Origin of the sequence: Streptomyces sp. SP18CS02 (assembly GCF_036322365.1) — a bacterium.
In the GTDB taxonomy this organism is placed as follows: Bacteria; Actinomycetota; Actinomycetes; order Streptomycetales; family Streptomycetaceae; genus Streptomyces.
Window position 1 is genome coordinate 18794 of the sequence record NZ_JAQYXC010000275.1, and the last position, 23820, is coordinate 42613.

General features: G+C 69.7%; 19 protein-coding genes, 1 pseudogene and 1 CRISPR repeat array. Of the genes and pseudogenes, 8 read left to right on the forward strand and 12 right to left on the reverse strand.

Going from position 1 to position 23820, the window contains the following annotated elements; all coding sequences use genetic code 11:
- The first annotated feature begins 503 nt into the window (after positions 1–503).
- Entirely contained in the window at positions 504–1349 is an 846-nt protein-coding gene (locus PUR26_RS11130; RefSeq protein WP_329872021.1) for a hypothetical protein, read from the forward strand.
- An 87-nt stretch (positions 1350–1436) separates the two neighbouring features.
- A pseudogene (locus PUR26_RS11135) lies at positions 1437–1768 on the forward strand (IS701 family transposase); the annotation flags it as partial.
- A gap of 30 nt (positions 1769–1798) precedes the next feature.
- Here the strand turns inward: PUR26_RS11135 and PUR26_RS11140 are convergent.
- Positions 1799–3793, reverse strand: a complete 1995-nt coding sequence (locus PUR26_RS11140; protein WP_329871675.1) for an AfsR/SARP family transcriptional regulator — start codon at positions 3791–3793, stop codon at positions 1799–1801.
- 158 nt (positions 3794–3951) lie between these two features.
- Here PUR26_RS11140 and PUR26_RS11145 point away from each other — a divergent pair, with 158 nt between their 5' ends.
- Positions 3952–4833 (forward strand): alpha/beta fold hydrolase, encoded by an 882-nt coding sequence (locus tag PUR26_RS11145; RefSeq protein WP_329871677.1) that lies wholly within the window; start codon positions 3952–3954, stop codon positions 4831–4833.
- A 187-nt stretch (positions 4834–5020) separates the two neighbouring features.
- Entirely contained in the window at positions 5021–5248 is a 228-nt protein-coding gene (locus PUR26_RS11150) for a hypothetical protein (protein ID WP_329871678.1), read from the forward strand.
- 203 nt (positions 5249–5451) lie between these two features.
- Here the strand turns inward: PUR26_RS11150 and PUR26_RS11155 are convergent, their stop codons facing one another.
- Positions 5452–6648, reverse strand: a complete 1197-nt coding sequence (locus tag PUR26_RS11155) for an MFS transporter (RefSeq protein WP_329872004.1) — start codon at positions 6646–6648, stop codon at positions 5452–5454.
- Between the two features lie 129 nt (positions 6649–6777).
- Here PUR26_RS11155 and PUR26_RS11160 point away from each other — a divergent pair, with 129 nt between their 5' ends.
- Positions 6778–7230, forward strand: a complete 453-nt coding sequence (locus PUR26_RS11160; RefSeq protein WP_329871679.1) for a winged helix-turn-helix transcriptional regulator — start codon at positions 6778–6780, stop codon at positions 7228–7230.
- Between the two features lie 844 nt (positions 7231–8074).
- Here PUR26_RS11160 and PUR26_RS11165 read toward each other — a convergent pair.
- From PUR26_RS11165 to PUR26_RS11180, 4 genes are all read right to left on the reverse strand, one after another.
- The gene (locus PUR26_RS11165) at positions 8075–9637 is read right to left on the reverse strand and encodes an FAD-dependent monooxygenase (RefSeq protein ID WP_329871681.1); all 1563 of its coding nucleotides are present in this window, start codon (positions 9635–9637) and stop codon (positions 8075–8077) included.
- 129 nt (positions 9638–9766) lie between these two features.
- The gene (locus tag PUR26_RS34655; RefSeq protein ID WP_443077032.1) at positions 9767–10372 is read right to left on the reverse strand and encodes a hypothetical protein; all 606 of its coding nucleotides are present in this window, start codon (positions 10370–10372) and stop codon (positions 9767–9769) included.
- 692 nt (positions 10373–11064) lie between these two features.
- A complete protein-coding gene (locus PUR26_RS11175; RefSeq protein ID WP_329871683.1) occupies positions 11065–12108 on the reverse strand; it encodes a threonine/serine dehydratase in 1044 nt (347 codons plus the stop codon).
- Between the two features lie 29 nt (positions 12109–12137).
- Positions 12138–12941, reverse strand: a complete 804-nt coding sequence (locus tag PUR26_RS11180; protein WP_329871685.1) for a 2OG-Fe(II)-dependent halogenase WelO5 family protein — start codon at positions 12939–12941, stop codon at positions 12138–12140.
- Positions 12942–13002: 61 nt separating this feature from the next.
- Here PUR26_RS11180 and PUR26_RS11185 point away from each other — a divergent pair, with 61 nt between their 5' ends.
- The gene (locus PUR26_RS11185) at positions 13003–13653 is read left to right on the forward strand and encodes a TetR/AcrR family transcriptional regulator (RefSeq protein ID WP_329871686.1); all 651 of its coding nucleotides are present in this window, start codon (positions 13003–13005) and stop codon (positions 13651–13653) included.
- A 457-nt stretch (positions 13654–14110) separates the two neighbouring features.
- A CRISPR array of direct repeats spans positions 14111–14626; the repeat unit is 28 nt; unit sequence GGACTACCCCCGCAGGCGCGGGGACGAC.
- A gap of 21 nt (positions 14627–14647) precedes the next feature.
- Here the strand turns inward: PUR26_RS11185 and cas2e are convergent.
- The 4 genes from cas2e to PUR26_RS11205 all read right to left on the reverse strand — a co-directional run bounded on the left by cas2e (position 14648) and on the right by PUR26_RS11205 (position 17779).
- Positions 14648–14995, reverse strand: a complete 348-nt coding sequence (cas2e, locus tag PUR26_RS11190; protein WP_329871688.1) for a type I-E CRISPR-associated endoribonuclease Cas2e — start codon at positions 14993–14995, stop codon at positions 14648–14650.
- Entirely contained in the window at positions 14992–15975 is a 984-nt protein-coding gene (gene cas1e / locus PUR26_RS11195) for a type I-E CRISPR-associated endonuclease Cas1e (protein ID WP_329871690.1), read from the reverse strand. Before cas1e ends, cas2e begins: the two co-directional genes overlap by 4 nt.
- Before the next feature lie 69 nt (positions 15976–16044).
- Positions 16045–16955 (reverse strand): IS5 family transposase gene (locus PUR26_RS11200; RefSeq protein ID WP_329871691.1). Its coding sequence is split into 2 segments (ribosomal slippage): positions 16045–16607 and positions 16607–16955, totalling 912 coding nucleotides; the frame shifts between segments, so codons are not numbered across the junction.
- Between the two features lie 11 nt (positions 16956–16966).
- Entirely contained in the window at positions 16967–17779 is an 813-nt protein-coding gene (locus tag PUR26_RS11205) for a hypothetical protein (RefSeq protein ID WP_329871693.1), read from the reverse strand.
- Positions 17780–18680: 901 nt separating this feature from the next.
- On the opposite strand from PUR26_RS11205, the gene PUR26_RS11210 reads away from it, so the two are divergent.
- Positions 18681–19127 carry a hypothetical protein gene (locus PUR26_RS11210; protein ID WP_329871695.1) on the forward strand — a complete coding sequence of 149 codons (447 nt, stop codon included), beginning with the start codon at positions 18681–18683 and terminating at the stop codon, positions 19125–19127.
- 140 nt (positions 19128–19267) lie between these two features.
- On the opposite strand, the gene mobF is transcribed toward PUR26_RS11210, so the two are convergent.
- On the reverse strand, positions 19268–21070 hold the full coding sequence (gene mobF / locus PUR26_RS11215; RefSeq protein WP_329871696.1) for a MobF family relaxase: 1803 nt from the start codon (positions 21068–21070) through the stop codon (positions 19268–19270).
- A 42-nt stretch (positions 21071–21112) separates the two neighbouring features.
- On the reverse strand, positions 21113–21319 hold the full coding sequence (locus PUR26_RS11220; RefSeq protein ID WP_329871698.1) for a hypothetical protein: 207 nt from the start codon (positions 21317–21319) through the stop codon (positions 21113–21115).
- A gap of 92 nt (positions 21320–21411) precedes the next feature.
- Here PUR26_RS11220 and PUR26_RS11225 point away from each other — a divergent pair, with 92 nt between their 5' ends.
- Positions 21412–23769 (forward strand): hypothetical protein, encoded by a 2358-nt coding sequence (locus tag PUR26_RS11225; protein WP_329871700.1) that lies wholly within the window; start codon positions 21412–21414, stop codon positions 23767–23769.
- The last annotated feature ends 51 nt before the right edge of the window (positions 23770–23820 follow it).

Below are 23820 nucleotides of genomic sequence, written 5' to 3' on the forward strand. Positions count from 1 at the left end.
AGCGTGTCCCCGTCGGTCGGGTCGACCTCGATGCGGCACCAGCTGGTCTCGACCTCATACGACTCCCACGACGAGCCTGATCTGGAACTCCAGCCGGCCCCGATGAACCGCTCGGCGACCAACGATGCACCCGGGACTCCTGCCAGGGCACCACACACGTTGTTGTTGATCTCAAGCCAGACGGGATCGAGCGGCTGTCCCTCATCGGATATGTCCACAGCTGGATTATGAAGCAGACCCCGCAACCCCGTGATCGCACACACTATCGACATCAAAACTTGTCGATGTTGATCACTGCACCCTGGGTCACACGCCTCCCGAACTCCTCTACAAACGACTCCCCAAGAAGTCGTCATAGCCACCGCCGGGAAAGCGGATACCGCGTAATAGTCTGCGGGCCACAGTGGTGGCGCCACTCAGCCGGAGAGATGATGGAGGTGTCCGGATGGGGAGCACGGGAGGCGGTTATGCCCAGCGGACACAGCCAACGACACACGGCAGCTATGGCAACAGCAACGGCCCTGCTGCTGAGCCTGATATCGGCCCCCGCCGCTGCCGCACCCCTCCAGGCGAGGGATCCAGCGACGACGCCGCTTCTGGCGTGCCCTGAAGGCGGGCAGCAGATTCCGCCGGCGACAGGCTGGGAGAGCATGTACGCGCTGCGCGTCAACGAAGAGCACAACTGCGCCGAACTCACCAATATCTCCGACAGCAAGGACGCCATATACGGCAGGGTGCTCCTGCTGAGGGGGGAAGGCCCGATCGCGGGGCCGATGCGGGAACCCAACCTGGGTGGGGCCACTCACTGGGTCCGCCAGACCGCCGCCACGGCAGCGGAAGAGGCACTGGCAGAGCAGGGGGCTACTGGCTGGGCGGTGATCCTGCCGGGCGAAAGCGTGAGCTACGAGTGGTACGACCCAGCCAACCTCCGGTACTCCATCTACGAGGTCGATGTTGCCGACGCTCAGGTCGCCCAGAGAGTTAAGGTCTCGGAGATTCTTGCCGCACAGGCAGCGGACGACGCCGTCAAGAAAAGCTCGGAGAAGAGCAACGCTCTCGCGAAGACCATCAACGACTGCGCGGCCGCCACAAAGCAAGCATGGGCGGAGGTAGCGGCGCCGGGGTCACCCGATGCCGGACTTCCGAACGTCCTCAAAAAGATGAGAGAACTTCCCGAATGCGAGGAGGCGTACGACGCCATCAAGGACATCAAAACAATATTCAGGAAGGGCGGAATCTTGCGTCAGAAGATCGACGAGGCCGCGGAAGCCTTCGGCGACGCATGGACGAAGGGCCTCCAGGATGACGCGAAAAAGCTGAGCTGGCACACCCTCCGGGCGCTCTCCTGACACGCCGTCGGTCCAGGAGGCGGGCAGGTAGAGGCACCGGTCGATGAGAGTGCGGCCGCGACTGGTGGCATAGGCGAGGAAGACCCCGACCGTGACCGATGCCGACGGGCCGGCATCGACGACACGATCAGGAGAAGTTCCCCTTCGGCTGGGTGACAGCGGACGCCGGATACGGCTACTCGAAAAGCTGGCGGACCGAGCTCGAGCGGGCCGATGTCTTCCATGTCCTGGCCACCCCCCGCCACGACACCGTCGTCTCCCGCTGGGCCATGGACCACCCGGTGCACGACCTGTTCCACGATCTGCCGAGGCAGAAGTGGAAACGCCGCTCATGTGGCACCGGCTCCCACGGGCCACGGGTCTTCGACTGGGCGAGAGCCGAGGTCCGCCCCCGGCACCGGGAAGACCGGCGGCACTGGGCCGATACGGGTCACGCACCGAGCAGTGCCCTACCGGTGGCCGTCGAGTCCCTCGGACAGCTCCCGCAGACATGCCGAGACCGGTCCGAAGGTGACGAGACCGCTCTGGGCACCCGCCAACTCCGCTTCGGCCGGCTGCAGCTGGCGGACCGCCCGGCGCATCGTTGCGTGGTCACCCACTGCCGCGGCCGCCTTGCCCACCACACACCACAGGGCTTCGAACATGAGGTCACGCGGCGGCGAGGCGATGTTTTCCAGCGCCGCGCGCGCCGCCTCCGTCTCCCCCGAGCTGACCAGGAGCCACGGGCGCACCCAGTTCTCGTACGGTCCCCAGTCGGCCTCGGCGGCGTCCTCGGGCGGCTCGACGCCGTGGGACAGGTACAGCCCGAGCCGGGCCAGCGGCAGCAGCCCGTTGCGCAGTCCCGGCATCCCCGCGCCCTCCAGGGCGGCGTCGGCCTCCCGGTACGCCTCGTCGGCCGCGGCGAGCGGCCCGGTCAGGGCCGTGCGCAGGGCCCGGTACCAGGTGGTGAAGACGCCCACGAGCGGGAGGTCGTAGCGCTGGGAGAGCCGGTCGGCGGCCACCGCGTGCTGGTCGGCTCCGGCGAGGTCGGACACCGCGCAGCGTGACTGGAGACGGATGAGGTGTCCGAGGACCTGGTACGTCACGACGTCGTTGCGCTGCGCCAGGGAGACGATCTCGGCGCCGAGGGTGTCCCGCCGGGGGGACAGTCCCGCGCGCTGGAAGGTCTGCATGAACACGCCGTTGAGCGCGTAGGCCAGCAGCGGCCCGTCCTCCAGGCCGCGCGCGAGCTGCTCGGCCTGCCGGGCCGCCTGGTAGGCGCGGGCCCGCTCCTCGGAGGCCGCCACTGCGGCGGGGAGGGTGCCGCGGGACTCCACGGCGATGGTGGCGAGGAGCCGGGCACGGGCCGGGTCGTGGACGCCGGCGGGCAGCAGTCGCAGGGTGCGTTCGGCGGCGTCGACCAGCCACTGGGCCTGCTCGGGGTCGTCGGAGCGGGTCCAGACCGCCGGCACGTCGTAGATGCCGATGACGCGGGCGGTGAGTTCCGGGTCGCCGAGCTGCTCGGCGGCCGCCACGGCGGACACCCGGTGGCGGCGGGCCGCCTCCAGGCCCCCGCCGCCGGTGACCGCCAGGTCGCGCATCAGCCCGGCGGTGGACTCCAGCCGGGCGCGCGCGTACGAGGGGACCGCGCGCTCGTAGGCCGCGGTCGCCTCCGCCCAGACCTGGGCGGCCGTACCGCCCGGACCGGGATCGAGGTGGCCGGCCTGGCGCAGGATGTCGGTCTCCAGCCGGCGCAGTTTCGGTCCCGGGTCGATGCCCATCTGTCGGCCGAGCAGCCGCCGGGCCCGCCGTACGACCGAGAGGGCGTCGCTCTGGCGCCCCGACCGGTAGAGCGCCAGCACCAGCAGGTACCAACCGTCCTCGCGCCGGGGATGCTCGGTGACGTACGCGTCCAGGTCCGGGACCGCCTGGGCGGCGGCGCCCAAGGCGAGCTGCGCCTCGGCGCGGCGCTCCACGGCCTGGCAGTTCAGTTCCCCCAGCCGGGAGCGTTCCGCGCGGACCCAGCCGGTGTCGTCGAGACCGGCGTAGGCGGGGCCCCGCCACCAGCCGAGCGCCTCGGTGAGGCGGCTGACGGCCTCAGCGGGCGGTAGTTCGGCGGCGGAGGCGATGGCCCGCTCGAAGCGCCAGGCGTCCACGTCCTCCTCGGCCGCTTTCAGGGCGTAGCCGGGCCCCTCGGTGACGAGCAGCCGGGGCTTGGCGCGGGGCGGCCGGTCGGGTTCGAGGGCACGGCGCAGCGCGGCGACGAAGGTGCGCACGGCGCTCACCGCGTCCGCCGGCGGCTTCTCCCAGAGGTCCTCCACCAGCCGCGCGACGGGCACGACACGGCGGCGCGCGACGAGGATCCGGGCCAGCACCGCCCGGTGCTTGGGCCCCTTGAGCGCGACCGGGTCCCCCTGCGGGTCCCGGGCTTCCACCGGTCCCAGGACGCCCAGCGTCAGGCCCATCGCCGCCGTCCGTTCTGCCAGGGAATCACGAGGCCAAACGTACAGCGCTCATCGGTTGCTCATTCGCCGCCCGCAGGCTTCGGACATGGAGGAGCGAGCGGCCCCCGGCCGTCGCCCCACCGGACCTCAGTAACGACTCACCAGAATCGAGCAGCACCATGGCACCCACCATCCCGGACTTCGAGTACCGGCGCGTCACCGCCGCCGAGGGCGTGTCCCTCAACGTGGCGGTCGGCGGATCGGGCTCTCCGGTCGTCCTGCTGCACGGCTTCCCGCAGACCCACCTCATGTGGCGGCACGTCGCCACCGACCTCGCCGCCGACCACACCGTCATCGTTCCCGATCTGCGCGGTTACGGCGACAGCGACAAGCCGCTGGAGGACGGCCCGGACACCTACTCCAAGCGGACCATGGCGCAGGACATCGTCACGCTCGCCCGGCACCTCGGGCACGAGCGCTTCGCGCTGGCCGGCCACGACCGCGGCGCGCTGGTCGCCTTCCGCGCCGGCCTCGACCACCCGGACGTCATCACCCACCTGGCCTGCCTCGATGTCCTGCCCACCCTGGACATGTGGGAGGCGCTGCACGGTGTCACGGCGGCCGTCGGCTTCCACCTGTACCTGATGGCCCAGCCGCCCGGCCTGCCCGAGAAGATGATCCAGGCCAGTTCGGACGAGTTCTTCGGCTACTTCCTGGACGTCTGGGCCAACAACCCGCACGCCGTCCCCGCCGACGTGCGGGCGGCCTACCTCATGGCGTGCCGCGAGGCCGTTTTCTCGATCGTCGCCGACTACCGGGCCTCCGCCGGCATCGACGTGGACCACGACCGTGCCGACCGCGCGGCGGGCAACCAGCTCGCCATGCCGGTCTCGGTGCTCCAGCAGGACTGGGGCGCGGCCCTCGGCTACGAGGCCGCCGCCCTATGGGGCGCCTGGGCCCAGGACCTGGACCACTCCACCGTCTCCAGCGGCCACTTCATGGCCGAGGAGGCCCCGGAGGACATCGCGGAGGCGCTGCGGAAGCTGCTCGCCCGCTCCTGACGGTGCGTGCGGCGGGCGGGGACCGGGCTGTTCCGGCCTCGGGACTGGTAGGCCCGCATGTTGAGGTGTCGCGTATTCCAGCTTGGACAGCCTTCGTTGGTCACTCTGGGTAGCGAGGTCCGTGTTCGTGCCCCTCGGACGGATAGGTTCACCGTGGTGCGTTCGAGCCACTTCGGGAGGGTCACCGGTGGGCATTGTCGCGATCATGGAGGCGCTGGCCGAACAGGGCATAACCGTGCTGCTCAAGGTTGATGCTGAGCGGATGGCAGAGAGGCGGAAGCCCTGGACGTTCGTGGCCAGTGGCGCCCATTGCGTGACGACATCCTCGTGCGTACCGATGCTGCGTCGGTGGAGCAGTGCCTCAAAGCCCGCCTGCCCCCGCCTTCGCGAACTGGGCTTCACTTTTCCCGAGTGACGAGGCACGCCAGCGGGAGCGGAGCGACAACTCACCGTGTGTGGTCACCGGGGGCGTATCGGCTCCAGGTTCCGCCGGCCTCGGTGACCAAGCGAGTGGCTGTCTTGTCGTGGTAACCGAGCGCCTTCGCGATGACGGGAGCCGGGGCCTGGAGGACTTTAGTCTCCTCCAAGCTGTGGATGGCGACCTGGGAACAGTCGGGGTTACTCCTGGCCCACTCGGTCCCCACAAGCCCACAGCGCGAACCCGAGGCAGCTGAACGCGGCACCCAGTGCGCAAACGGCGCCCCAGCCTATCAGCGCGTAGAGGGAAGTCGCGGCGAGGGCGCCGGTGGCGCTGCCGATCGAGTAGAAGACCATGTATCCGCCGATCAGTCGGCTGCCCGCGTCCGGGTGCCGCGCGTAGAGCAGGGTTTGGTTGGTGACATGAACCGCTTGCACGGCGAGGTCGAGCAGGACCACCCCTACGACCAGAGCCCAGAGCGAGTTGCGGGTGAATGACAAGGGCAACCACGAGGCGGCAAGCAGTGCCAGGGCGATGCCGGTGGTCCGCCGGGAGAGTCCGCGGTCGTTGAGGCGGCCTGCCACCGTCGCGGCCAGGGCGCCGGCGACACCGATCAGCCCCAGTGCCCCGATCACGCTGTGGGGCAGGAAGTACGGGGCCTCGCTTAGGGGTAGCGCGATGCTGCTCCATAGGGTGCTGAAGGCGGCGAAGATCAGCAGACCGAACAGTGCTCGGCGCCGCAGCAGTCGTTCCCGTGCGAACAAAGTGATCGTGGAGCGGAGTAGCTGCCCGTAGCGCAGGGTTGTCCGCTCAGCGTCACTGTGGCGCGGCAGCGCTCGGTACAGGACCAGGGCGAGCAGAGCGGCGAGCGACGCCGAGGCGACGTAGACGGAGCGCCAGCCCGCGAGATCGGCCAGGAGGCCGGATGCGGTGCGGGCGAGCAGGATTCCGACGACCACGCCGCTGGTGACCAGCCCGACGACGCGTCCGCGCTCGGCGGGAGGAGCCAGTGATGTGGCGAAGGCCATCAGAGTTTGCGTGACGACCGCGAGAAGTCCCACCGCGGCCATGCCCGCGAGCAGGGTCGCTGCCGTGTGAGCGGTGGCTACCACGGCCAGAGCCACCATGAGGAGCAGCAGCTGGGCCACGATGAGCCGTCTGCGGTCGGCCACGTCGCCCAGCGGCACGAGGAAGAAGAGTCCCAGACCGTATCCGACCTGCGTGAGCGTGACCACGCTGCCGACAAGCCCCGGGCTCATGGCGAGGTCGTGGCCCATGGTCACCAGGAGCGGCTGAGAGAAGTAGACGTTGGCCACTGCGGCCCCGCAGGCGACGGCGAACAGTATGACGACACCACGGGACAGGACGAACGCGGAACCTTCCCCGCTTCGTGCCATGGTCCGTCGTGTCACAGCGTCACCTTTGCCGGGCATCAGCACTCCTCGCGCACCTGGTTTCATCTTGCCACCATTGGTGACGGTAACCATTTTGGTAGCATGTTGCAACCAGCGTGAGAGAGGAACGTCATGGTGACCAGAACGCGCTTCGACGACAGCGAATGTCCCGTCGCCCGGTCGGTGAACGCGATCGGCGACTGGTGGTCCCTGCTGATCGTGCGGGACGCCTTCGACGGAAGCCGGCGCTTCGGGGAATTCCAGCGCAGCCTCGGCGTGGCGAAGAACATCCTCGCCGCGCGACTGCGCACGCTGGTCGCCGGCGGTGTCCTCGAATCCGTCCCCGCCTCGGACGGCAGCGCCTACCGCGAATACGTACTGACTCCGAAAGGCAAGGCACTCTTCCCTGTCATCGTGGCACTGCGGCAGTGGGGCGAACAGCACTTCTTCGCCCCCGACGAACCCCACTCACAGTTGGTCGACCGTCGGCAGGGACAGCGCCTCCGCCGGCTGGAAGTTCTGTCTGCGGACGGGCAGCGGCTGAACCCCGACGACACCACCGTCCACAAGATTTCCACCCAGTGAACTGAGCTGGAGGCCCGGTGCCGAGACGCCGCTGGAGTGGCAACTCCCCTGCGGTACCGCCATCACCTTCCGGCAGGATCTGGTTCGCCCTGACCTCGTCATACGGTCACGCCCTGGTCGAGCGCGGTCCGCTCGGCGGGCTCCAGGTCGGTGGTGCGGAGGAAGTCGGCGACCTTGCCCGGCATGTCGAGGACGACCGGCACTTCCCGGGCCGGGGCGCCCGAGTCGGCGGCCGTGTGCTCGGGCAGGAGGTCGGCGACGGCGGTGCGGATGCGACCGCGGCTGACGCCGTGCTCGCGGGCGAGGGCGGCTGGACCAGCCTGCCAGGTGTGTGGCGCGCACGGCTTCGGTCTCGTCGGCCGGGACGGCCGGGCGGCGCCCGCCCTTGTTGCCCTTCGGCGGCCCGCAGCCCGTCGTAGGACAGCCGCCGGCGGCGGCGAGGGTCTGCACCATGAACTTCACCGTGGACAGCAGTTCGCCGGTGTGCGGGTGGCGGGTGATGAGGTCCATCGCGGAGAACGCGCCGTCAGGGCCCCTTCGACTTGTGCCGACGTGAGCAGATGTCTTGCTCGTAGCCCGAGCAGTTCCTCGGGCCGTCCGCAGGTCACGCCGCAGGCTCCTCGTACGGAGCGGCACGCTCCTGTGCATCCGAGTCCGTGGTGGTGCGTTGTCGAGCAGCTCGTTCCGCGCGCGCTCGCCGCAGCGCAGCCGCGTGGGCCAGTGCGGCCTCGTGCCGGCGCCGCAGCCCCCCTTCCTCGATGGGAAGGGGCTCGTCTTCGGCGGGCTCGGGAAAGCCGAGGAGGCTGCGCTCGTGGTTCGAGTAGTCAGTCAGCAGAGCGGCGCATCAGCCCGGCGTCACCGCACCCTCTGGCACTCCGAACCACTCCTCCAGTGCTTCCGTCAGCCCGGCCGTCGACGCCGGCGCCTGCGCCCCCGCGTCGGCCGCCCAGGCCGTGAAGCCGTCCGGACGGACGAGGACCGCCGCCAGTTCCGGCCGGGACGGGCAGCCGACTGTCAAGGTGTCGACGCGACCGGCATACCCCGCGGCGAGGGCCCGGAGCTCCGGGTCGTCGGTGAGGTCGAGCAGGAGCGCCCGGCCGCCGTGGAGGTGGTCCGCGAGGCGGCTGCCGTCGGCGAGTTCGAGGTCCGGGGCGCTGCGGCCGGTCAGCGGGTGCTCGCCCGGCAGCTCGTAGCGCACCCCGGCGCTGTTGAGCCGGGCGGTGAGGTACGTGGTGCCCGTGACCGTCTCCGCCAGGTCGCTGACGATCTCACGCAGGGCGCGGGACTGCGGGTCCGGGCGCATGGCCGCGACCTGGGACCGGGTCCAGTCAAGGATCCCCGCGCCGACCGGGTGCCGTTCGGCGGTGTAGGTGTCCAGCAGCCCTTCGGGCGCACGGCCGCCGATCACCGCGGCGAGCTTCCAGCCGAGGTTCATCGCGTCCCCGATACCCAGGCTCAGCCCCTGGCTGCCGAACGCGGAGTGCACGTGCGCCGCGTCACCCGCCAGCAGCACCCGGCCTTTGCGGTACTCGGTGACCTGGCGGGCGTGGTCGGTGAAGCGGGTCGCGGTCCGCACCCCGGTGATCGTGATGTCCACGCCGGAGACGCGGCGCAACCTCGCCTGGAAGTCCTCGGTGGTAACCGGCGCGTCCCGGTCGACCGGCGGGCCGTCGAACTCCACGGTGACGATGCGGCCCGGCATCGGCCCGTGGGCATAGACCCCGGTGTCCGTGGCGGTCCAGCCGAGCGTCAGCTCCTCGGCGCCGGTCATCTCCACGACCGCCTGGTGGCAGGTGATCTCCGGGTCCGTACCGGGGAACGCGAACCCCGCGAGCTTGCGGACCGCGCTGCGGCCGCCGTCGCAGCCCACGAGCCAGCCGGTGCGTACGGCCCCGTGGCTGGTCCGCACGGTGACGGCCCCGTCGTCCGTGTCGAAGCCGGTCAGCTCCACTCCCCGGCGCACGTCGACGCCGAGCTCGTCCGCCCGCTCGCCGAGCAGCCGCTCGATGTCCTGCTGCGCCACGAAAGCGATCTCGGCGGCGGGTCCGGCGTCGCCGAGGCCCGGCTCCGTACGGTCGACCAGGTCGGCGCGCAGCATGATTCCGGCGAAGTGCCCGACGATCCCGAGCCCTTGGCCCGCGGCCCCGCTTCCGTCCCCGCCGATCCGTTCGCGTATGAATGCCTGGAAGCGGTCCGTCGTCTGCCGCTGCACCTCGGCCAGCGCGGGCAGCATGCCCCGACGGTAGAGCGCCTCGGCGCCGGGCGTGGTGATCGCCCCGCCCTTGATCGTCGGGTCCACTTGGGTGAGGCGTTCCAGGACGGCCACCCGCGCGCCTCCGAGCCGGAGCTCGCAGGCCAGCATCAGTCCGACCGGTCCGCCTCCGGCCACCACTACGTCATAGTCCATGGCGCCGACTATGGCTGAGGGCCAAAAAGGCCAAAAAGCCGCCGCGGTGTCAAGGAGCCGACCCCGCGAGGAGAACGGGACTGGCACAGCTAGCGCTGAGAACGATCAAGGAACGAGGCTCATCGGCTGCTATCGCCGGGAGCGAGCGGGCTCGCGAGCGCGGCGATCGCCTCTGGGGATGGCTTGAAGTAGCGGCGGATGTTCTCCGGCCTTCTTGTGCCGGGACTTCGCCATGAGCATCAGGAGCGACGAGCCCTGCTCGCCGAGGTGGGTCAGAGAGGAGTGGCCGTATCCGTGTAGGTCCAAGCCCGTACCGTCGGCGACCAGCGCACCGATCGCCGCACCGAGACCCATCGGCTCCCGCCCGTCGCGCCGAACCACGGACCGGCCGTGGCTTCTGCTTCGCCTTCTGGCCGCTGCCGTTCTTCCGGGCCGCCTCCATCGCGGCCCGCAGCACGACCCGGGCCCGGGTCGACGCCGGACGTTCAGGTGCCCGAGGGAGGCCAGGCGCTGCACCTGTGCGACGAACGCCCGGGGGAACAGGCGTTGCGCCGACAGCGCGCCGTACTGGTCGATGTGGTCGAACACCAGCTGGTGGTCGGCGGCGGCGCGGTTGTGCCAGTCCAGGGCCTGCTCCCGGGTGAGCTCCTCGGGGACCAGCTCCTGGTCGTCGTCGACGATGACGGCGGCCGGGCGCGGGGTGGGCAGCACGACCGGGGCCACCGGCTTGTCCACGACGACTTCGGCCGGCCGCGCCCGCAGCTTCGGCGCGGGCCTTGCCAGCGGCGGCCTGCTGCTCCCTGGCCCACGCTTCGCCCGTCACGGTCTCGTGCAGCTGCTGCTCGACGGCCGCGCGGCGCTCGCTCTCGGAGGCGCTGGGCATCGCGGCGCCGGTGTCTCCCCTACGGGCTGGGCCGAGCCGACGGTGTCGTGCGCGCAGCCAGACTGACAGCAACGGGCTGGAGGCTGAAGCGCCCGAGGAGGAAGAACGTGGCCGCTCCTCACTTTGGCGTTGGGCGATCCACGGACCGATACGAGCCATGAGTCCGGCCAGCCGGACGCTGTCCTGCCACAGGCCTTCCAGCGGCGAAGACCGCCCGCCAGGCGGATCATCGAGACGAGGTGAGCGGTCGCCCGGGACGGCATCCGGACGGCGGTGCAGGGGCACCGCCGGCGCCGCACAGGCGGTGGCTGCCTCGAAGAGCATCGCGGCCGTGAACCAAGGAGCAGGCCGAGGACGCCGGCGGGAGCTGGGTGCGGCGGGCGTGGGCGGCGGCCGCTATGGCGGGGCCGGTCCGCCCGGGGGGCGGGAACACGCCCTTGGCCACCGCTCCCGGCCCGCGGGGCCGGCCGGTCGAACACGCGCACAGCAAAGGGGGGCAGGCGAGCGACTGTCCCCTCGACTGCCCCGTCTGAGAAATGCCTGTTCAGGGGTGCATGAGGGACCGGGTGTCGGTGTTCGCGCCGCAGAGGACGACGCATACCTTCTCGCCGGCTGCGGGCCGGTAGCTGCGGCTCGGCGTTCTGGGCCGGGCCGGCAGGTCGCAGTCGGGTACGTGCTGGTCGGGTGAGAGCAGGGCCGCGAGCGCGGTGGCCGCGCCGTGCTCCACCGCGACCCGCCGGTGGTCCCACAAAGCCTGGCGGGCGTGGACGATCTCGGTATCAGGAACGAGTACGGAGTGGACGCGGTCCTGCTGGGCAGCGTGCAGGGCCATGGCGGAGGTGCGGCGTGCGCCAAGGGAGTCGGCGGCGATGGAGTCGACCGCGACGTCGACCAGGCGGCCGGCCTCGATCGCGGCGTTGAGCGCGCGGCAGTTTGTCGGCTCGACCGCCACGGTGCGGATTCCATGGTGCCCAGCCGCCGTCGCGATGCCCGCGAACAGCCCGCCGCCGCCGACCGCGACCACCACGGTGTCCAGGTCGGGAAGCTGCTGGTGGATCTCCTCCAGCAGGGTGCCGGCGCCGGCAGCGATCAGCGGGTGGTCGTACGCATGGGAGGCGAGCGCGCCGGTGTCGGCGGCGAACTCCTCGCAGGCCGCGAGCGCCTCGGCGTACTCCGTACCAGTCAGGCGGACATCCGCGCCATAGTCGCGGAGCTTGGCCGCCTTCACCTGCGGGGCGGTGGTGGGGAGGAACACGGTGGCGCGCACGCCCTGCTGCTCGGCGGCCCACGCGCACGCCAGGCCGGCGTTCCCGCCGGACGCGATGGTGATCCCGGCGGCGGGAAGGGTGCCCGCGTCGCGGTGCGCCTGGATGAAATTCTGCGCACCGCGGGCCTTGAAGCTGCCGGTGTGCTGCATGAACTCCAGCGCCAGCCACACCTCGCAGGGCTGCTCGGCGCGGTCGTCCAGAGGGTCGCGGTGGCCGGTGCGGATCACGCCCGGATCGACGGCTGCCAGGGTGACGGGGCGGATGCGCCCCGAGATCCGGTCTGCGGCGGCCTTGATGTCGCCGTAGGTGAGCTGGTGCACGAGGTTACTCCGTTGCTTTAGGGGGCGGGTCAGGACCAGGTGACGAGCTGGCCGGTGGTGGTCAGGCCCAGGAAGAACGCGAACGCGATCCGGCGCCCGCCCGGGTTGGGCTCGACCGCGTGGAAGTTGGCCGGGTTGAACAGCAGCCCGTCGCCGAGCTGCGGGGTCAGGCTCACGCTCTGGCAGTGCTCGACCGTCTCGGGCCGGTAGCCGTACGCCTGCCGGTGCTGCTCGTCGGCCGGCTCCCAGCGGTGGCGCCACAGGGCGGTCGCCCCGCCGGTGGCCGGGACGGTCACCCAGACGTTGAAGGCGAGCTGGGCCACGACCTCCTGGTCGAACAACCCGGTGTGAAACTCCCGGTTGATGTCGTCGTAGTGGATCAGGGCCCCGGCATTGATCTCGCGGATCGTTCCGCCGAAGACGGCCCGGCCGCCGATGGTGGCCGCGGTGACGGCGGCGCCCCAGGCGGAGCCGAGGCGGGCCATGGAGATGGCAATCGGGTCCGGGCGCATCCCGGCGCGCTGCCAGGAGGCGCGGGCGGCCTCGGCCTCGCGCCAGTACCGCGCGGCGTCCAGTCGGCCGTCCTGGTCGCGGTAGTCGTTGAGGGCCGGGCCGAACCGGATGATCGGGGTCGGCACCCGGGCCGGGTCGTAGTCGGCGGTCGGAAGCCGGTCCAGCGCTTCGAGCGAGCTGCGGCAGGCGGAGGTGTCGAGGAAGTCGGGGACGCGGACGGCGGCGAGGGTTCCGGCCGCGAGGTTGGCCAGGTGCCGGTCGGTGAAGGCGGTGGTGGTTAACGCCGTGAACAGCGGGTCGAGCGCCGTGGTGCGGGGCATGTCGCCTCCGTGAGGAGATGGAGCCTACCGTGACGATACGATGTACCGTACGCTGACTCGCATGCCTAGGCAATCCGCTTCCCTGGACCTCGCAACCCCCGCACACATCGCCGAACAAGCCCTGCTGATCGTGGATCAGCACGGCCCCGACGCACTGAGTTTCCGGACCCTGGCCTCGGCTCTGGGCATCTCCGTGGCCTCACTCCAGCGCCGCTGCACCGACCTGGCCGGACTACTCGACCTCGTCACCGATCACCTCGCCGCCCAGCTGCCCGACATCCCGCCCGGCACCAACTGGCCGACCGCCACGGAAAAACGGTTCACCGCCCTATACGAGCTGCTGACCACCCACCCGGGCCTGATCACCCTGCGCGGCGCCCGCCCCTGGCTCAGCCCCCAGCTCCTCAAACGGCTCGTCGAACCGCAGCTCGCCGACTCCCTCGCCGCCGGCATGACCCCCCAGGACGCGATCATCACCTACCGGCGGCTATACCTGCTCACCCTGGGCAGCGCCAGCTTCGTGGACCACCGCGCCCCCAAGGCCGCCCAGACCACCACCCGCCAGGCACTGGCCGCACTCGACCCCGAGGAGTTCCCGGTACTGACCGGCCACCTGACCGCGATCGTGCCCGCCGTCGTGGACCACGAGGTCTACCACGGCGCCCTCCGCCAGCTCATCCACGCCGCGAATCCGACTCAGGCAGGGAAATGAACGAACGGGCCGTGAAGACCACACCAGACAGCCAGGCGAGCCGACCTCGTACGACTCCCGGGTCGTTACCCTCAGGCGGCGGTACTCAACTCTGCCGTGGTAACCGTCACCTCGGCGCGGGAGGCAGCCTTGAGCCGCATCCGCTCCTTGACCACGTCCGCGCACTGGAAGGTCTCTCAGTAAGAATGGGGACAGCTCGAGGCACTCCTGGCGAAGATAAACGTGCTCAGCTGGATGTTCGCCTGCGGGCTCGTCAGCAGTGGACGTGTGACGATCGTGCCCCCTTCCGTCGTCGCGGACGCTTTCAGTTATCACGACGAGACCACCACCCGCCTGATCAGGGAGACCGGCGAAACCTGGAGCCGATACGCTCACTGGGGATCGCACAAAGTCACTAGCACGCCGGGTTCCACGGGAACTGGCGACAGTTGAATATTGAGCCCCTATTAGTACCGAGGCCGTACCCCCGCAGGCGCGAGGACGACCGGGCGGGAAGCCCGGGCTCTGGCGGGGTGGTGGGACCACCCCCGCAAGCGCCGGGACGACGCTGCTCTGACATTCGCCACGTTCAACGTGACAGGACTACCCCCGCAGGCGCGGGGACGACGTGCTACCGGGCCCGGCTGGCCGAGATCGAGAAGGACTACCCCCGCAGGCGCGGGGACGACCCGGAACGTTCCCCCGACCCCGTTCAGGAGACGGGACTACCCCCGCAGGCGCGGGGACGACGCCACCGAGATCACCGACTGGTTCCAGGGCCCCGGACTACCCCCGCAGGCGCGGGGACGACCAAGCAAGGCAACGTCCGACGAGAAGCCCGCAGGGACTACCCCCGCAGGCGCGGGGACGACGGTCAGGCGCTGGTACGCCCGTTGGAGCGTGCAGGACTACCCCCGCAGGCGCGGGGACGACACCTGGTTGATGGACTGACTCTTGTTGTTGGGCGGACTACCCCCGCAGGCGCGGGGACGACACTTGCTGACCTGGCCTGTTGTCATGTGATCATGCCGTTTTCCTTCACTTGCTTCGCGGCCGTCCATGCTTCGTGGGCGTTTCCTCTCGGCCTCGACATGAGGGTCAGTCCGTCGAAGTCGGTGGGTGTCCAACGGTCTTGACCGGCTGTGCGCACCGTCCATCCCTGCTCGGTCTGTGCGGGCTCGATCATGACTGCTTGGCCGTCCCGGATGCGGTCGGCAAGGATTTTCCAGAGTCCATCGCGGATGCGCGTGTTGGGGCTTCCGACGAAGACGCCTGGTGAGACCTCGATGAACCAACGGGTCAGGTGGCCCCGGAGACCTGGAGGGGCGGCGATGAGGACCACGACCGTCGTCGCAGCGCTCACGGGACGGAGCTCCCGCCCGTGTCCGGGATGACGTCCAGGTGACTGTCGGCGCTCAAGGCGTCCCCCCAGTTGCGGCCGCCGCTGACGACACCGTCTCCGTCATCCCACAAGCCTCCCAGTTCTTCCTCCAGCAGGGTGTCGCCTTGTGGAACCAGGAGGTTCTTGATGTCGTCGACGATGCGGGGCAGCAACTTACCGCGCACCAGCGCATCGCGGAGTGCCGTACGTGCGTCTCGTTCTGAGGTCAGGCCCTTGGCCGCGAGGTCGAATGCGAGCGGGATGGTGTATTCGGCCTTGTAGAGGTCGGCGATGTCCAGGACGAAGGAGAGTGCGGATCCCGTGTGGACGAAGCCGAGAGCTGGGCTGGCGCCGATTCCGGTGATGACGGCGTGGCAGATGCCGTACAGGGCAGAGTTCGCGGCGGAGAGCAGCCGGTTGACGTCATCACCTGCGGCGAAGGCGTCTCCGGGCTTGTAATCCCTCTTGGTCCAGGCCACTGCAGTGCGCTGGGAGTGATGGGCGTAGAGCCGGCGGACGCGGGTGCCTTCGCGCCCTCGTAGCTGCTGGAGGGTGAGGCCCGCGGTGCTCTCACCGGGGAAGCGCATGTCGTACATGCGGCGGGCGACCGCGACGCGTTCCTTGGGCCGGGTGACGAGCCATGCCTGCCGCAGCTGCAGCTGGGATCCGCGCGCGGCGCCGTGACCCGAGGCGTAGAGACGGACGCCCTGCTCGCCGACCCAGCACAGGGAGGTGCCGGAGTCTGCGAGCAGTGTGGTGGCTGCGTGGGTGATGCGGCTGCCGGGGCCGATGAGGAGGACAGCGAGCCAGGCTGCCGGGACGTGCCCCACGCGTGTCTTGTTGACGAGGACGACGGCGTTGTCGTCGCGGTCGATGTGGCAGCGCTCGACGTACAGGCTGGAGACGCGGTCCTCCAGCCGGTGCACTTCTTGTGGGCCGGTCCGCCACCACGGTTCAGCCACGTGGCACCGCCGTCTCCGCCCGCACCGGGGCCAGCGTGAGCAGTCCCTGCCCGTAGCCCTTGGCCGGTCCTAGGCACTGTCTGACAAACGATCTTGGGCGGGTTCGCGGAGCCAGAGGATGAGTGCCGCGAGGTGGAGTCCGGCCTTGTAGCGGGTGGCCAGTTTGTCGAAGCGGGTGGCGATCGCGCGGAACTGCTTGAGCCGGTTGAAGCAGCGTTCGACCACGTTGCGGGCCTTGTAAAGCTCCCGGTCGAAGGCCGGCGGCCTGCCGCCGGTCTGACCGCGCCGCAGGCGGTTGGCCTTCTGATCCGCCCGCTCCGGGATCACCGCCCGGATACCCCTGCGCCGCAAGGACTGGCGGATCGCCCGGGACGAATACGCCTTGTCCGCGATGACCGCGCTGGGCCTGCGGCGGGGCCGGCCGGCCCCGGTCCGGGGCACCCTCACGCCGTCCATGATCTCGCCAAAGACGGTGGAATCGTTAACGTTGCCGGGCGTGACGACGACGGCCAGGGGCAGGCCACGGCCGTCGCAGGCGAGATGGACCTTGGTGGTCAGCCCGCCACGGGACCGGCCGAGCGCCTGGCCAGCCGTCGCGCATGCCGGATCTTCCAGTTCGTCCCCCGCCGCCGCCCCTTTTTGCGGGCTCCGGCAGCATGCTGATGGGCTCGGTTGATCGTGGAGTCGACCGAAACCGTCCACTCCATGGCTCCGACCGAGTCGTCCCGGACCTGGACCTGCTCCAGCAGGCGGGCCCAGGTGCCGTCCGCCTCCCAGCGGGCGAACCGCTCATAGACCGTCTGCCACGGCCCATAGCGTTCCGGCAGGTCACGCCACGGCGCACCGGTCCGCAACCGCCGCAACACCCCGTTGATCACCTGCCGGTGATCCCGCCACGGGCGCCCTCGCCCGTCAACACCCGGCAGCAGCGGCGCTATCCGCTCCCACGCCGCATCCGTCAACTCACCACGACCCACCACAAGATCAATTATCAGACAGGTCCTAGTTCCTTGGAACGATTGGGCAGCCAGACCTTGGCCACCCGGCCGAGGCCGTCGTACTCGCTTTCGGTGATCTTGCCGTTGGCATCGGTGGCCTTCAGAGCCGCGCTCGTGGCGAAGTCATGGACCGTCGTGGTGGTGTGCGATTTCGCGTTGACGACGCTGGTCTCGGTCACCGGCCCCACCGCGGCGGGCGTGTATGCCGTCGATGAGGCAAGGGTGTCGTTGGAGTCCTCGAGGACCTCGCGGAAGCCCTCTGCCGTCGCCGTCAGCTGCAGGTCCACCCCCTTGTAGACCTCGGGATATGTAGCCATGGCACCGTCGAGGACGGGTTCAGGCAGGGCCTTCGGCCACCCCAGCTCGAGCGCTCCACGCTCTGAGGCAAGGCGGATCAGGTCCTCACCGTTGCCGCCATCGGTAAAGGACAGGTCCACCACCGTGGCCTTCGGGCCCACCGCGCCATCCGTACGCTTCTCCAGCGCCACGTCGATGTCTCGCCAGGATGCGTCCTTGGCACGGGCACGCTGCGGAGTCGTCGACTGAGTCAGCGTGTACGTGCCGTCCGGATTCGCCATTGTCCGCGTGTACTCGGAGCGCTCAGCCACCACCTCGACCTGCTCACCGGTCTCCGCTGCCAGAGCGGACGCAGCCTGCAATGACCCTGGCGGCGGCGCCGGGGTCTTGGCTGTGCGGGTGTCCCCGCCGTCAAAGGAACAACCGAGGCGACCACGGCGATGGCTGCCGATGCCCCCAGTCTTCGGCGCATATGTCGCCAGCTCGCACGCATACAGGTCCCCACCCATTTACATGATCCTTACAGAATTCATTCAATATGAACGTTTGATCGAGGACCGTCAAGCGATGGCCGATCAGAGGCTTGAAGTAGGCCAGCTTTGACAGCTGACGGGCTGACAGAAGACGTCAAAGGGCGGTGAAATTGTGGGCATTGCGCCCACGGAGTCATCCTGGATCGCATCTCGAATGGTCTGAATTCTGCGGACACCACGGCAGGAAAGCGCCTCTGCGACTTGGTCTACCTCGGCGAACTCGCGTTTTGCCGATTGTCCACTGACGACCCTTTTGCAGGGTTGTTTCGCGATGTCCGATCGATCGCCTGCCACAGTGGGTATGCGTGTGGTGCCGTGGATGACCTCCGATAAGGAGCGGGCCGTCGATCTTGTACGCCCGGTACCTGATCGCTTTCGTCACCCCGGTACAACCGGCCCGGGAAGCGTCCGCAGCTACGACGTCTCCGACCTGCTGCGGTGGTGACGGTGGCTGCGCGTGGTCGGCTTTCCGTGGCACCAGATCACGCACGATTTCCAGCAGCACCTCGAGCTCCACAAAGTGTCACCGGGCACCTGCGGACGACCCTACGGAGCCCCTTGCAAGCACGAGCACGCTCGCTTCTCCGAACTTGCCTGTCGCTCTGGTCCCGACTGCGCGACGGGTCACGGCCCGGCTCGCCTACTCCCCGTCGTCGTCCTTTGCCGACGTTCCGCCTGAGTTGCTGCGAAGTGAGGCGAAACGGCGGTCGGAGATCAAAATGGAACCGTCAGATCAGCGTCGTTTGGCCCTTGCAGTACCGATTCGTCCGGTTCGAGTTGGGGGGAGATTTCTCCGTCCCTCTGTCCACAGGGCAGCGCGCCGACCATACGAAGACGACGCCGTGAGTCGCATGGCGGTCATCGTGAGGAGAGATTCATGCCGTACCTGATCCCGTCCCGTACGCCGCTGACGCCCGAGCAGGTGGAGCGGGGCTTCGACTACCTCCTGGCGCTGCAGATGGGTGGCGGCGCCGCTGTCGCCGGGCGGGCGGAAGCGGACCCGGAGCTGGCGTTCGTCCTGCTGCGGCTGGCCGAGGACATCATCTGGCCCGTCACGGCCTTGGACGAGGACGCAGACCTGTGCGCGGACTCCTTCGTGCTGGACGAGGTCGGGTGCGTGCTGCTGTCCGCGCTGCGGGACTGGGCGCGCGACTCCCCCACCACGGCGGTGCCCGGCATCGCCCGCAGCATCATCCGCTTCATCGAGAACGTCATCCCCGACCCCGACGACCACGGAGACACCCGCGCCACCCTGGAGGCGATGCGCGACGAGCACCTCTCGCTGCCCCACGCGGCGCACTCCGCACCCGGAGCGCACCGCTGACCGCACCACCGTCCATCCGGTGCGCACCACTCGGTGGGCGGTGCGCGCACCGGTGCGGCCGGCGCGCGGGAGTGGTGCGCACCGGGTGGACGCGGTGCGGTGGAGGGAGGCGGTGCATTTCCCCTTGGCCTGAGCCGAGGTCAAGGAGAAACGCACCGGGTGGATGCGCGGCCCCATCCCCGTCGATGGCGTCCACTTCCACCCGGTGGGCTCCACTCGGTGGAGTGGATGCCGAGCACGGTGGCGTCCACTCCCGGACGGTGGACGTCGGCCGGCTCGAGCGCGAGCAGCTGCTTGGGCATCGCCGCCTGCTGGTGGGCGACGACGTCGTACGCCCGGCCCCGCACAGCGGCGGTAGTGGTGGTGCGCAGCTTCTCCCGCACCACCGCACCGGCGAGGACGGCCCGGTCGTACTGGAGTGGGATGCGCGGGATCTCCCACTCCCCCGCATCCTGGCCCGGCGGCCGGAGCGCAGCCGGCTCGCCGGGATCGGCCGGGGGCTGCCGGTCCGGATCGGGCGCGGAAGTGGGTGGGCGGGGCCGGGCGGGGAGGTCGGCCAGGTCCCACCGGGCGGTGTAGAGGCGGTAGTCCGCCAGCAGGCCCACGGTGGTCTTCGGCTCGCTGATGTCCAGGCAGTGCGTGGAGATGGCGGCCGCCACGATCTCCTCGTCCAGGCCGGGGTCGCGGCGGCGGCCGCGCAGGACCAGGGCGAGATGGCGGCGGGCTTCGGCGAGCAGGTGCCGGCGGTGGAAGCGGCCGCCGTCGTTCATCACGAACACGGTCGCGGCGACGTCGACGGCCGCCAGCGCTATGTCGACCACGGCCGCGACGCGGGCCCGGATCGCGGCGGCCGCGGCGCGGGCGTGCTCGAGGAGGGAGGTGATGACGCCGGCGGCCACACGGGAGGTGAGGATCGCGCTCGCCTTCCACCACGCGCGCAGCTGCGCGAGCGGCCGGGTCTTCTGCTTGGGCGGGCGGGTCTTGCGGGCGGCGATCTGGTTCATCTTGGCGCGGGCCCGCTCGGAGACCACGGGCAGGAACCGCGGCTCGCCGTCGTCGTCGACGGCGGTGACGTACTCGTGCTCCAGCTCTGCCAGGCAGGCGGCGATCTGGTCGCTGCGCCGGGAGGTCCAGCGGATCAGCTCGTTGGGCACCCCGGCAATCTCCATCACCGGCCGGCGCCCCGGGGTGACGATGCGCGGCTCGGTCGCCAGCCCCAGCGCCTCGCAGACCTCGGAGGCGACCAGCTCGTTGTAGAGCGCGGAGGCCGCCACGGTGTTCTCGTACAGGGCCGTGGTGTGGATCGAGCCCCACTTCCCGTCCAAGCGCTGCCCCTTCACGCCCAGAAGCAGATGGTCATGGAGCAAGGGCCGCCCGGAACGCGCCTCGTAGTGGCGGAAGCGGGCGGCAACCAGACCGCCCGGCGGCCGGACCCGATAGATGCCGTCCTTGCCGTACCGGATCACGGCGACCTCGTCCTCGATCCACTCCAGCACCCGTACGCTCGCCCGCTCGTGCGCGGCCTCGATCACCCGCCGGGTCTCCTCATCCCCCAGGGCCCACAGGAGGTAGATCGTCGGCTGCGGGCGGAAGACGAAATCGACCCCCGTGGCTGTCACCCGGCGACCGAGGGCGCCGGCCTTGAACGCCTCCTTCGGGGAGTCGCCCGCGGCGAGCCGGTCGGCCTCGATCCGGTCCGCGCCCGGGTGCCGGCCCCGTTCACCGAACAGGTTCCGCAGCTGCGCCTCGGTGACTTCCTCATCCGGCGCGAGTCCGAGCACGGCAAGTCCGCGCCCCATCCATCGCCCGGCCGGGACCCCGGCTTGCTCCTGGGCTTCGCGCAGCGGCGTGCGGGCCGGGCGGCGGCCGTCACCGACCACGGTCTCGCGGAAGTAGTAGCGGTACATCTGACCGGCCCGGATGACCCTGATCTCCACTGTCATGCAGAGCCCGCCACACGGCTCTGAACTGCAAGAAAAGGCCGATCAGCAGCACGTCCCGCCAGGCGGGAGCAGCCGCCGAACCAACTGGACCTCGACGACCGCCGCCGCGTCCCCCAGCCCGTCGAGCTGCACGTCCGCTTCGGCAAGGACCGGGCCGGGGCAGGGGCCGGGGCCGGGGCTGAACGCTGGGTCGGCGAATCCGACGAGGCGGACGCCCGGGTGGACGCCCTCGGCCGGGACCGCGCCCACCTTGTCATCTCCATGTCGTAACGTTCCGTCAAGATTCTGCGGCCCGCCGGGCTCCGGCGGGCCGCAGACGTCAACGGCACTGAGGTGGATCTTTGAGAATCAGAAGACTTGCCGCGCTGGCGCTGAGCGCCATGACAGCGGCTGTCGTGTCGATATCGGCGCCGTCGGCGGCGGCGGAGACCGCGCCGTCGCTGGAGGTGGTGTTCAACAAGCCGACTCCGCGAGGCACCGCCGGCCATGACCGGGCCATCGAGGACCGGCTCCTGAAGCTGATCGGCCAGGCGACCTCGACGACCAGCATCCGGGTGTCCTTGTACGAGATGGAGGACAAGGACGTCAACAACGCGCTCATCACCGCCGCCAACGACAGGAAGGTCGATGTGCGGGTCCTGAGCGAGCGCTGCCCATGGGGCGAGTTCAGGTCCAGGTGCGACGGCTCCTCGACGGAGCCGATCCCCCCGGTAACGACCATCGTCCCGGAGGCCGCCCGCCTAGCGCAGGCTCTCGGCAACGCCCCGGACGGCAAGCCGCGCGTGGTCCTCTGCAATCGGGGCTGCATGCAGACCCAGGAGATCAATCACGACAAGTTCTGGCTATTCAGCGAGCTGTACGACGGCCAGACGAAGACAACGACAACGAACGTCGTGGTCCAGTCCTCGCACAACCTGGGTGGCAGCACTCCCGGGCTCGCGGACAACATGGTCATCAGCTCGGGCGACGCGCAGATCTACCAGGGGTACGAACACACCTGGAACACCATGCGCGCGAAGGAGCTCGCGGGCGGGGCCAACAGCCTCTGGCCGGAGGTCGACACCGCCGGGACCGGCGACTTCAGCGGCCATGGGGGCACGGTCGCCGCGTGGCGCTACCCGCGGAAGGCCAGGAGCGACAGCGGCGTGCTCAACGACCCGGTCGCCAGGAGCATCAAGGCGCTCGACTGCTCCACCGGCCCGGAGGTCCACATCGCGATGGCCTCGTGGGGCGGTCGCATCGAGGTCGACAACGCACTCCTCGCCAAGGTCGACGAGGTCGGCGCCAACGGCAAGCGGTGCAAGTTCCGGATCGTGACGGCCGGCACCTCGGCGAAGGCGGTGGCCCTGGAACCGAACGCGGCGCACCCGGACCGGGACGTCCAGCTGTGGACGGTCACGACGAACCAGCTCAACGGGGTCTCGGGCGGACTGCACTCCAAGTACGTACTCCTGTCCTGGGACGACGCCGACGGTGAACACCGTGTCGTCCACACCGGCTCCGACAACTTCAACAACACGGCCGTTGGGGTCGCCGACGAGTCGGCGCTGCGCATCACCGATCCGCGGATCTACCTCGAGTTCAAGGCCAACTGGGACTGGCTGCGCGAGCAGAACGATCTGACCCTCAACAATCGGACAGACATCCCGTTCCTGTACGAGTACAGCGGCGTCAACGACAAGGGCATGAACCAGCCGTTCACTTTCGGGGCGACTACGTACAACACGTTCCGCAACCCCAAGCACTCCGACTTCAAGAGCCCGGTCGCGCTCTCCCGTAAGTCCGTCAAGGGCGACTTCAACGGCGACCGCGTACTCGACATCGTCACCCTCAACGACAACGGCCTCGATGCCGAGGGCAAGAAGTCGTTCTCCTTCGAGACGTTCGTCGGCAAGCCCGACGGCCGCTACTTCCCGGGCGTGAAGTCCTGGAAGGCCAACTCCGACTGGGGCGACTACAGCGACATGCGTCTCACCAGTGGTGACTACAACGGCGATGGGCGGGACGACGTCGCCGCGCTCTACACCCGCGCGGGCGCGGGCGACGACTGGTCGTTCTACACGTTCTTCGCCCAGCCCGACGGCACGTTCACGGGACCGGTGCGCGCATTCGACAGCCTCCCCGGCTGGGGCAGAACGAGCCAGATGAAGATCGTGAGCGGCAAGTTCAACACCGGCGATCAGCGCGACGACATCGCCGCCCTGTACACCTACGCCGACGGCGATCTCGGCCTCCACACCTTCACCGCGAAGGCGGACGGCACCTTCAATGCCTCCTTCGGCTCCTGGAGGGTGGAGGCCGGTGTCTGGGGTGGCGGTGAGCGGACGACGATCGTCAGCGGCAACTTCGACGGTCTCGGCGGCGACGACATCGGCGCCCTGGACGACTACGCGGACGGCTCGGTCGGCGTGCATACCTTCATCTCGCAGGCCAACGGCGCCTTCAACGCTCCTCTCCAGGGGTGGAGGGAGCTCGGCTGGGGGTCCGCCAAGAGCATGCAGCTGACCAGCGGCGACTTCGACGGCGACGGGCGCGACGACTTGGCCTCCGTGTACAAGTACGCCGTCACGTCCCCGGAGGAGAAGCCCACGATGGCCGTGCACATCTTCGGCACACAGGCTGGAGGCAAGTTCAACCCGCCGTACCGCGGCTGGTACGGCGAATACTCCGCTGCTTCGGTCACCGTCCCGACGTCCTGACGTGCGGGTGCCCCGGCCGCGTGGCCGGGGCACCCGGGGGCTGGGTTCTGT

Excerpts from the sequence above, each read along its gene's own strand:
- PUR26_RS11210 (WP_329871695.1), top strand. The coding sequence starts at position 18,681 with ATGCCGTACCTGATCCCGTCCCGTACGCCGCTGACGCCCGAGCAGGTG.
- PUR26_RS11145 (WP_329871677.1), top strand. The coding sequence starts at position 3,952 with ATGGCACCCACCATCCCGGACTTCGAGTACCGGCGCGTCACCGCCGCC.
- PUR26_RS11185 (WP_329871686.1), top strand. The coding sequence starts at position 13,003 with ATGCCTAGGCAATCCGCTTCCCTGGACCTCGCAACCCCCGCACACATC.
- PUR26_RS11130 (WP_329872021.1), top strand. The coding sequence starts at position 504 with ATGGCAACAGCAACGGCCCTGCTGCTGAGCCTGATATCGGCCCCCGCC.
- PUR26_RS11160 (WP_329871679.1), top strand. The coding sequence starts at position 6,778 with ATGGTGACCAGAACGCGCTTCGACGACAGCGAATGTCCCGTCGCCCGG.
- PUR26_RS11155 (WP_329872004.1), bottom strand. The coding sequence starts at position 6,648 with ATGGCACGAAGCGGGGAAGGTTCCGCGTTCGTCCTGTCCCGTGGTGTC.
- PUR26_RS11180 (WP_329871685.1), bottom strand. The coding sequence starts at position 12,941 with ATGCCCCGCACCACGGCGCTCGACCCGCTGTTCACGGCGTTAACCACC.
- PUR26_RS11205 (WP_329871693.1), bottom strand. The coding sequence starts at position 17,779 with ATGGGTGGGGACCTGTATGCGTGCGAGCTGGCGACATATGCGCCGAAG.
- mobF (WP_329871696.1), bottom strand. The coding sequence starts at position 21,070 with ATGACAGTGGAGATCAGGGTCATCCGGGCCGGTCAGATGTACCGCTAC.
- PUR26_RS11165 (WP_329871681.1), bottom strand. The coding sequence starts at position 9,637 with ATGGACTATGACGTAGTGGTGGCCGGAGGCGGACCGGTCGGACTGATG.
- PUR26_RS11140 (WP_329871675.1), bottom strand. The coding sequence starts at position 3,793 with ATGGGCCTGACGCTGGGCGTCCTGGGACCGGTGGAAGCCCGGGACCCG.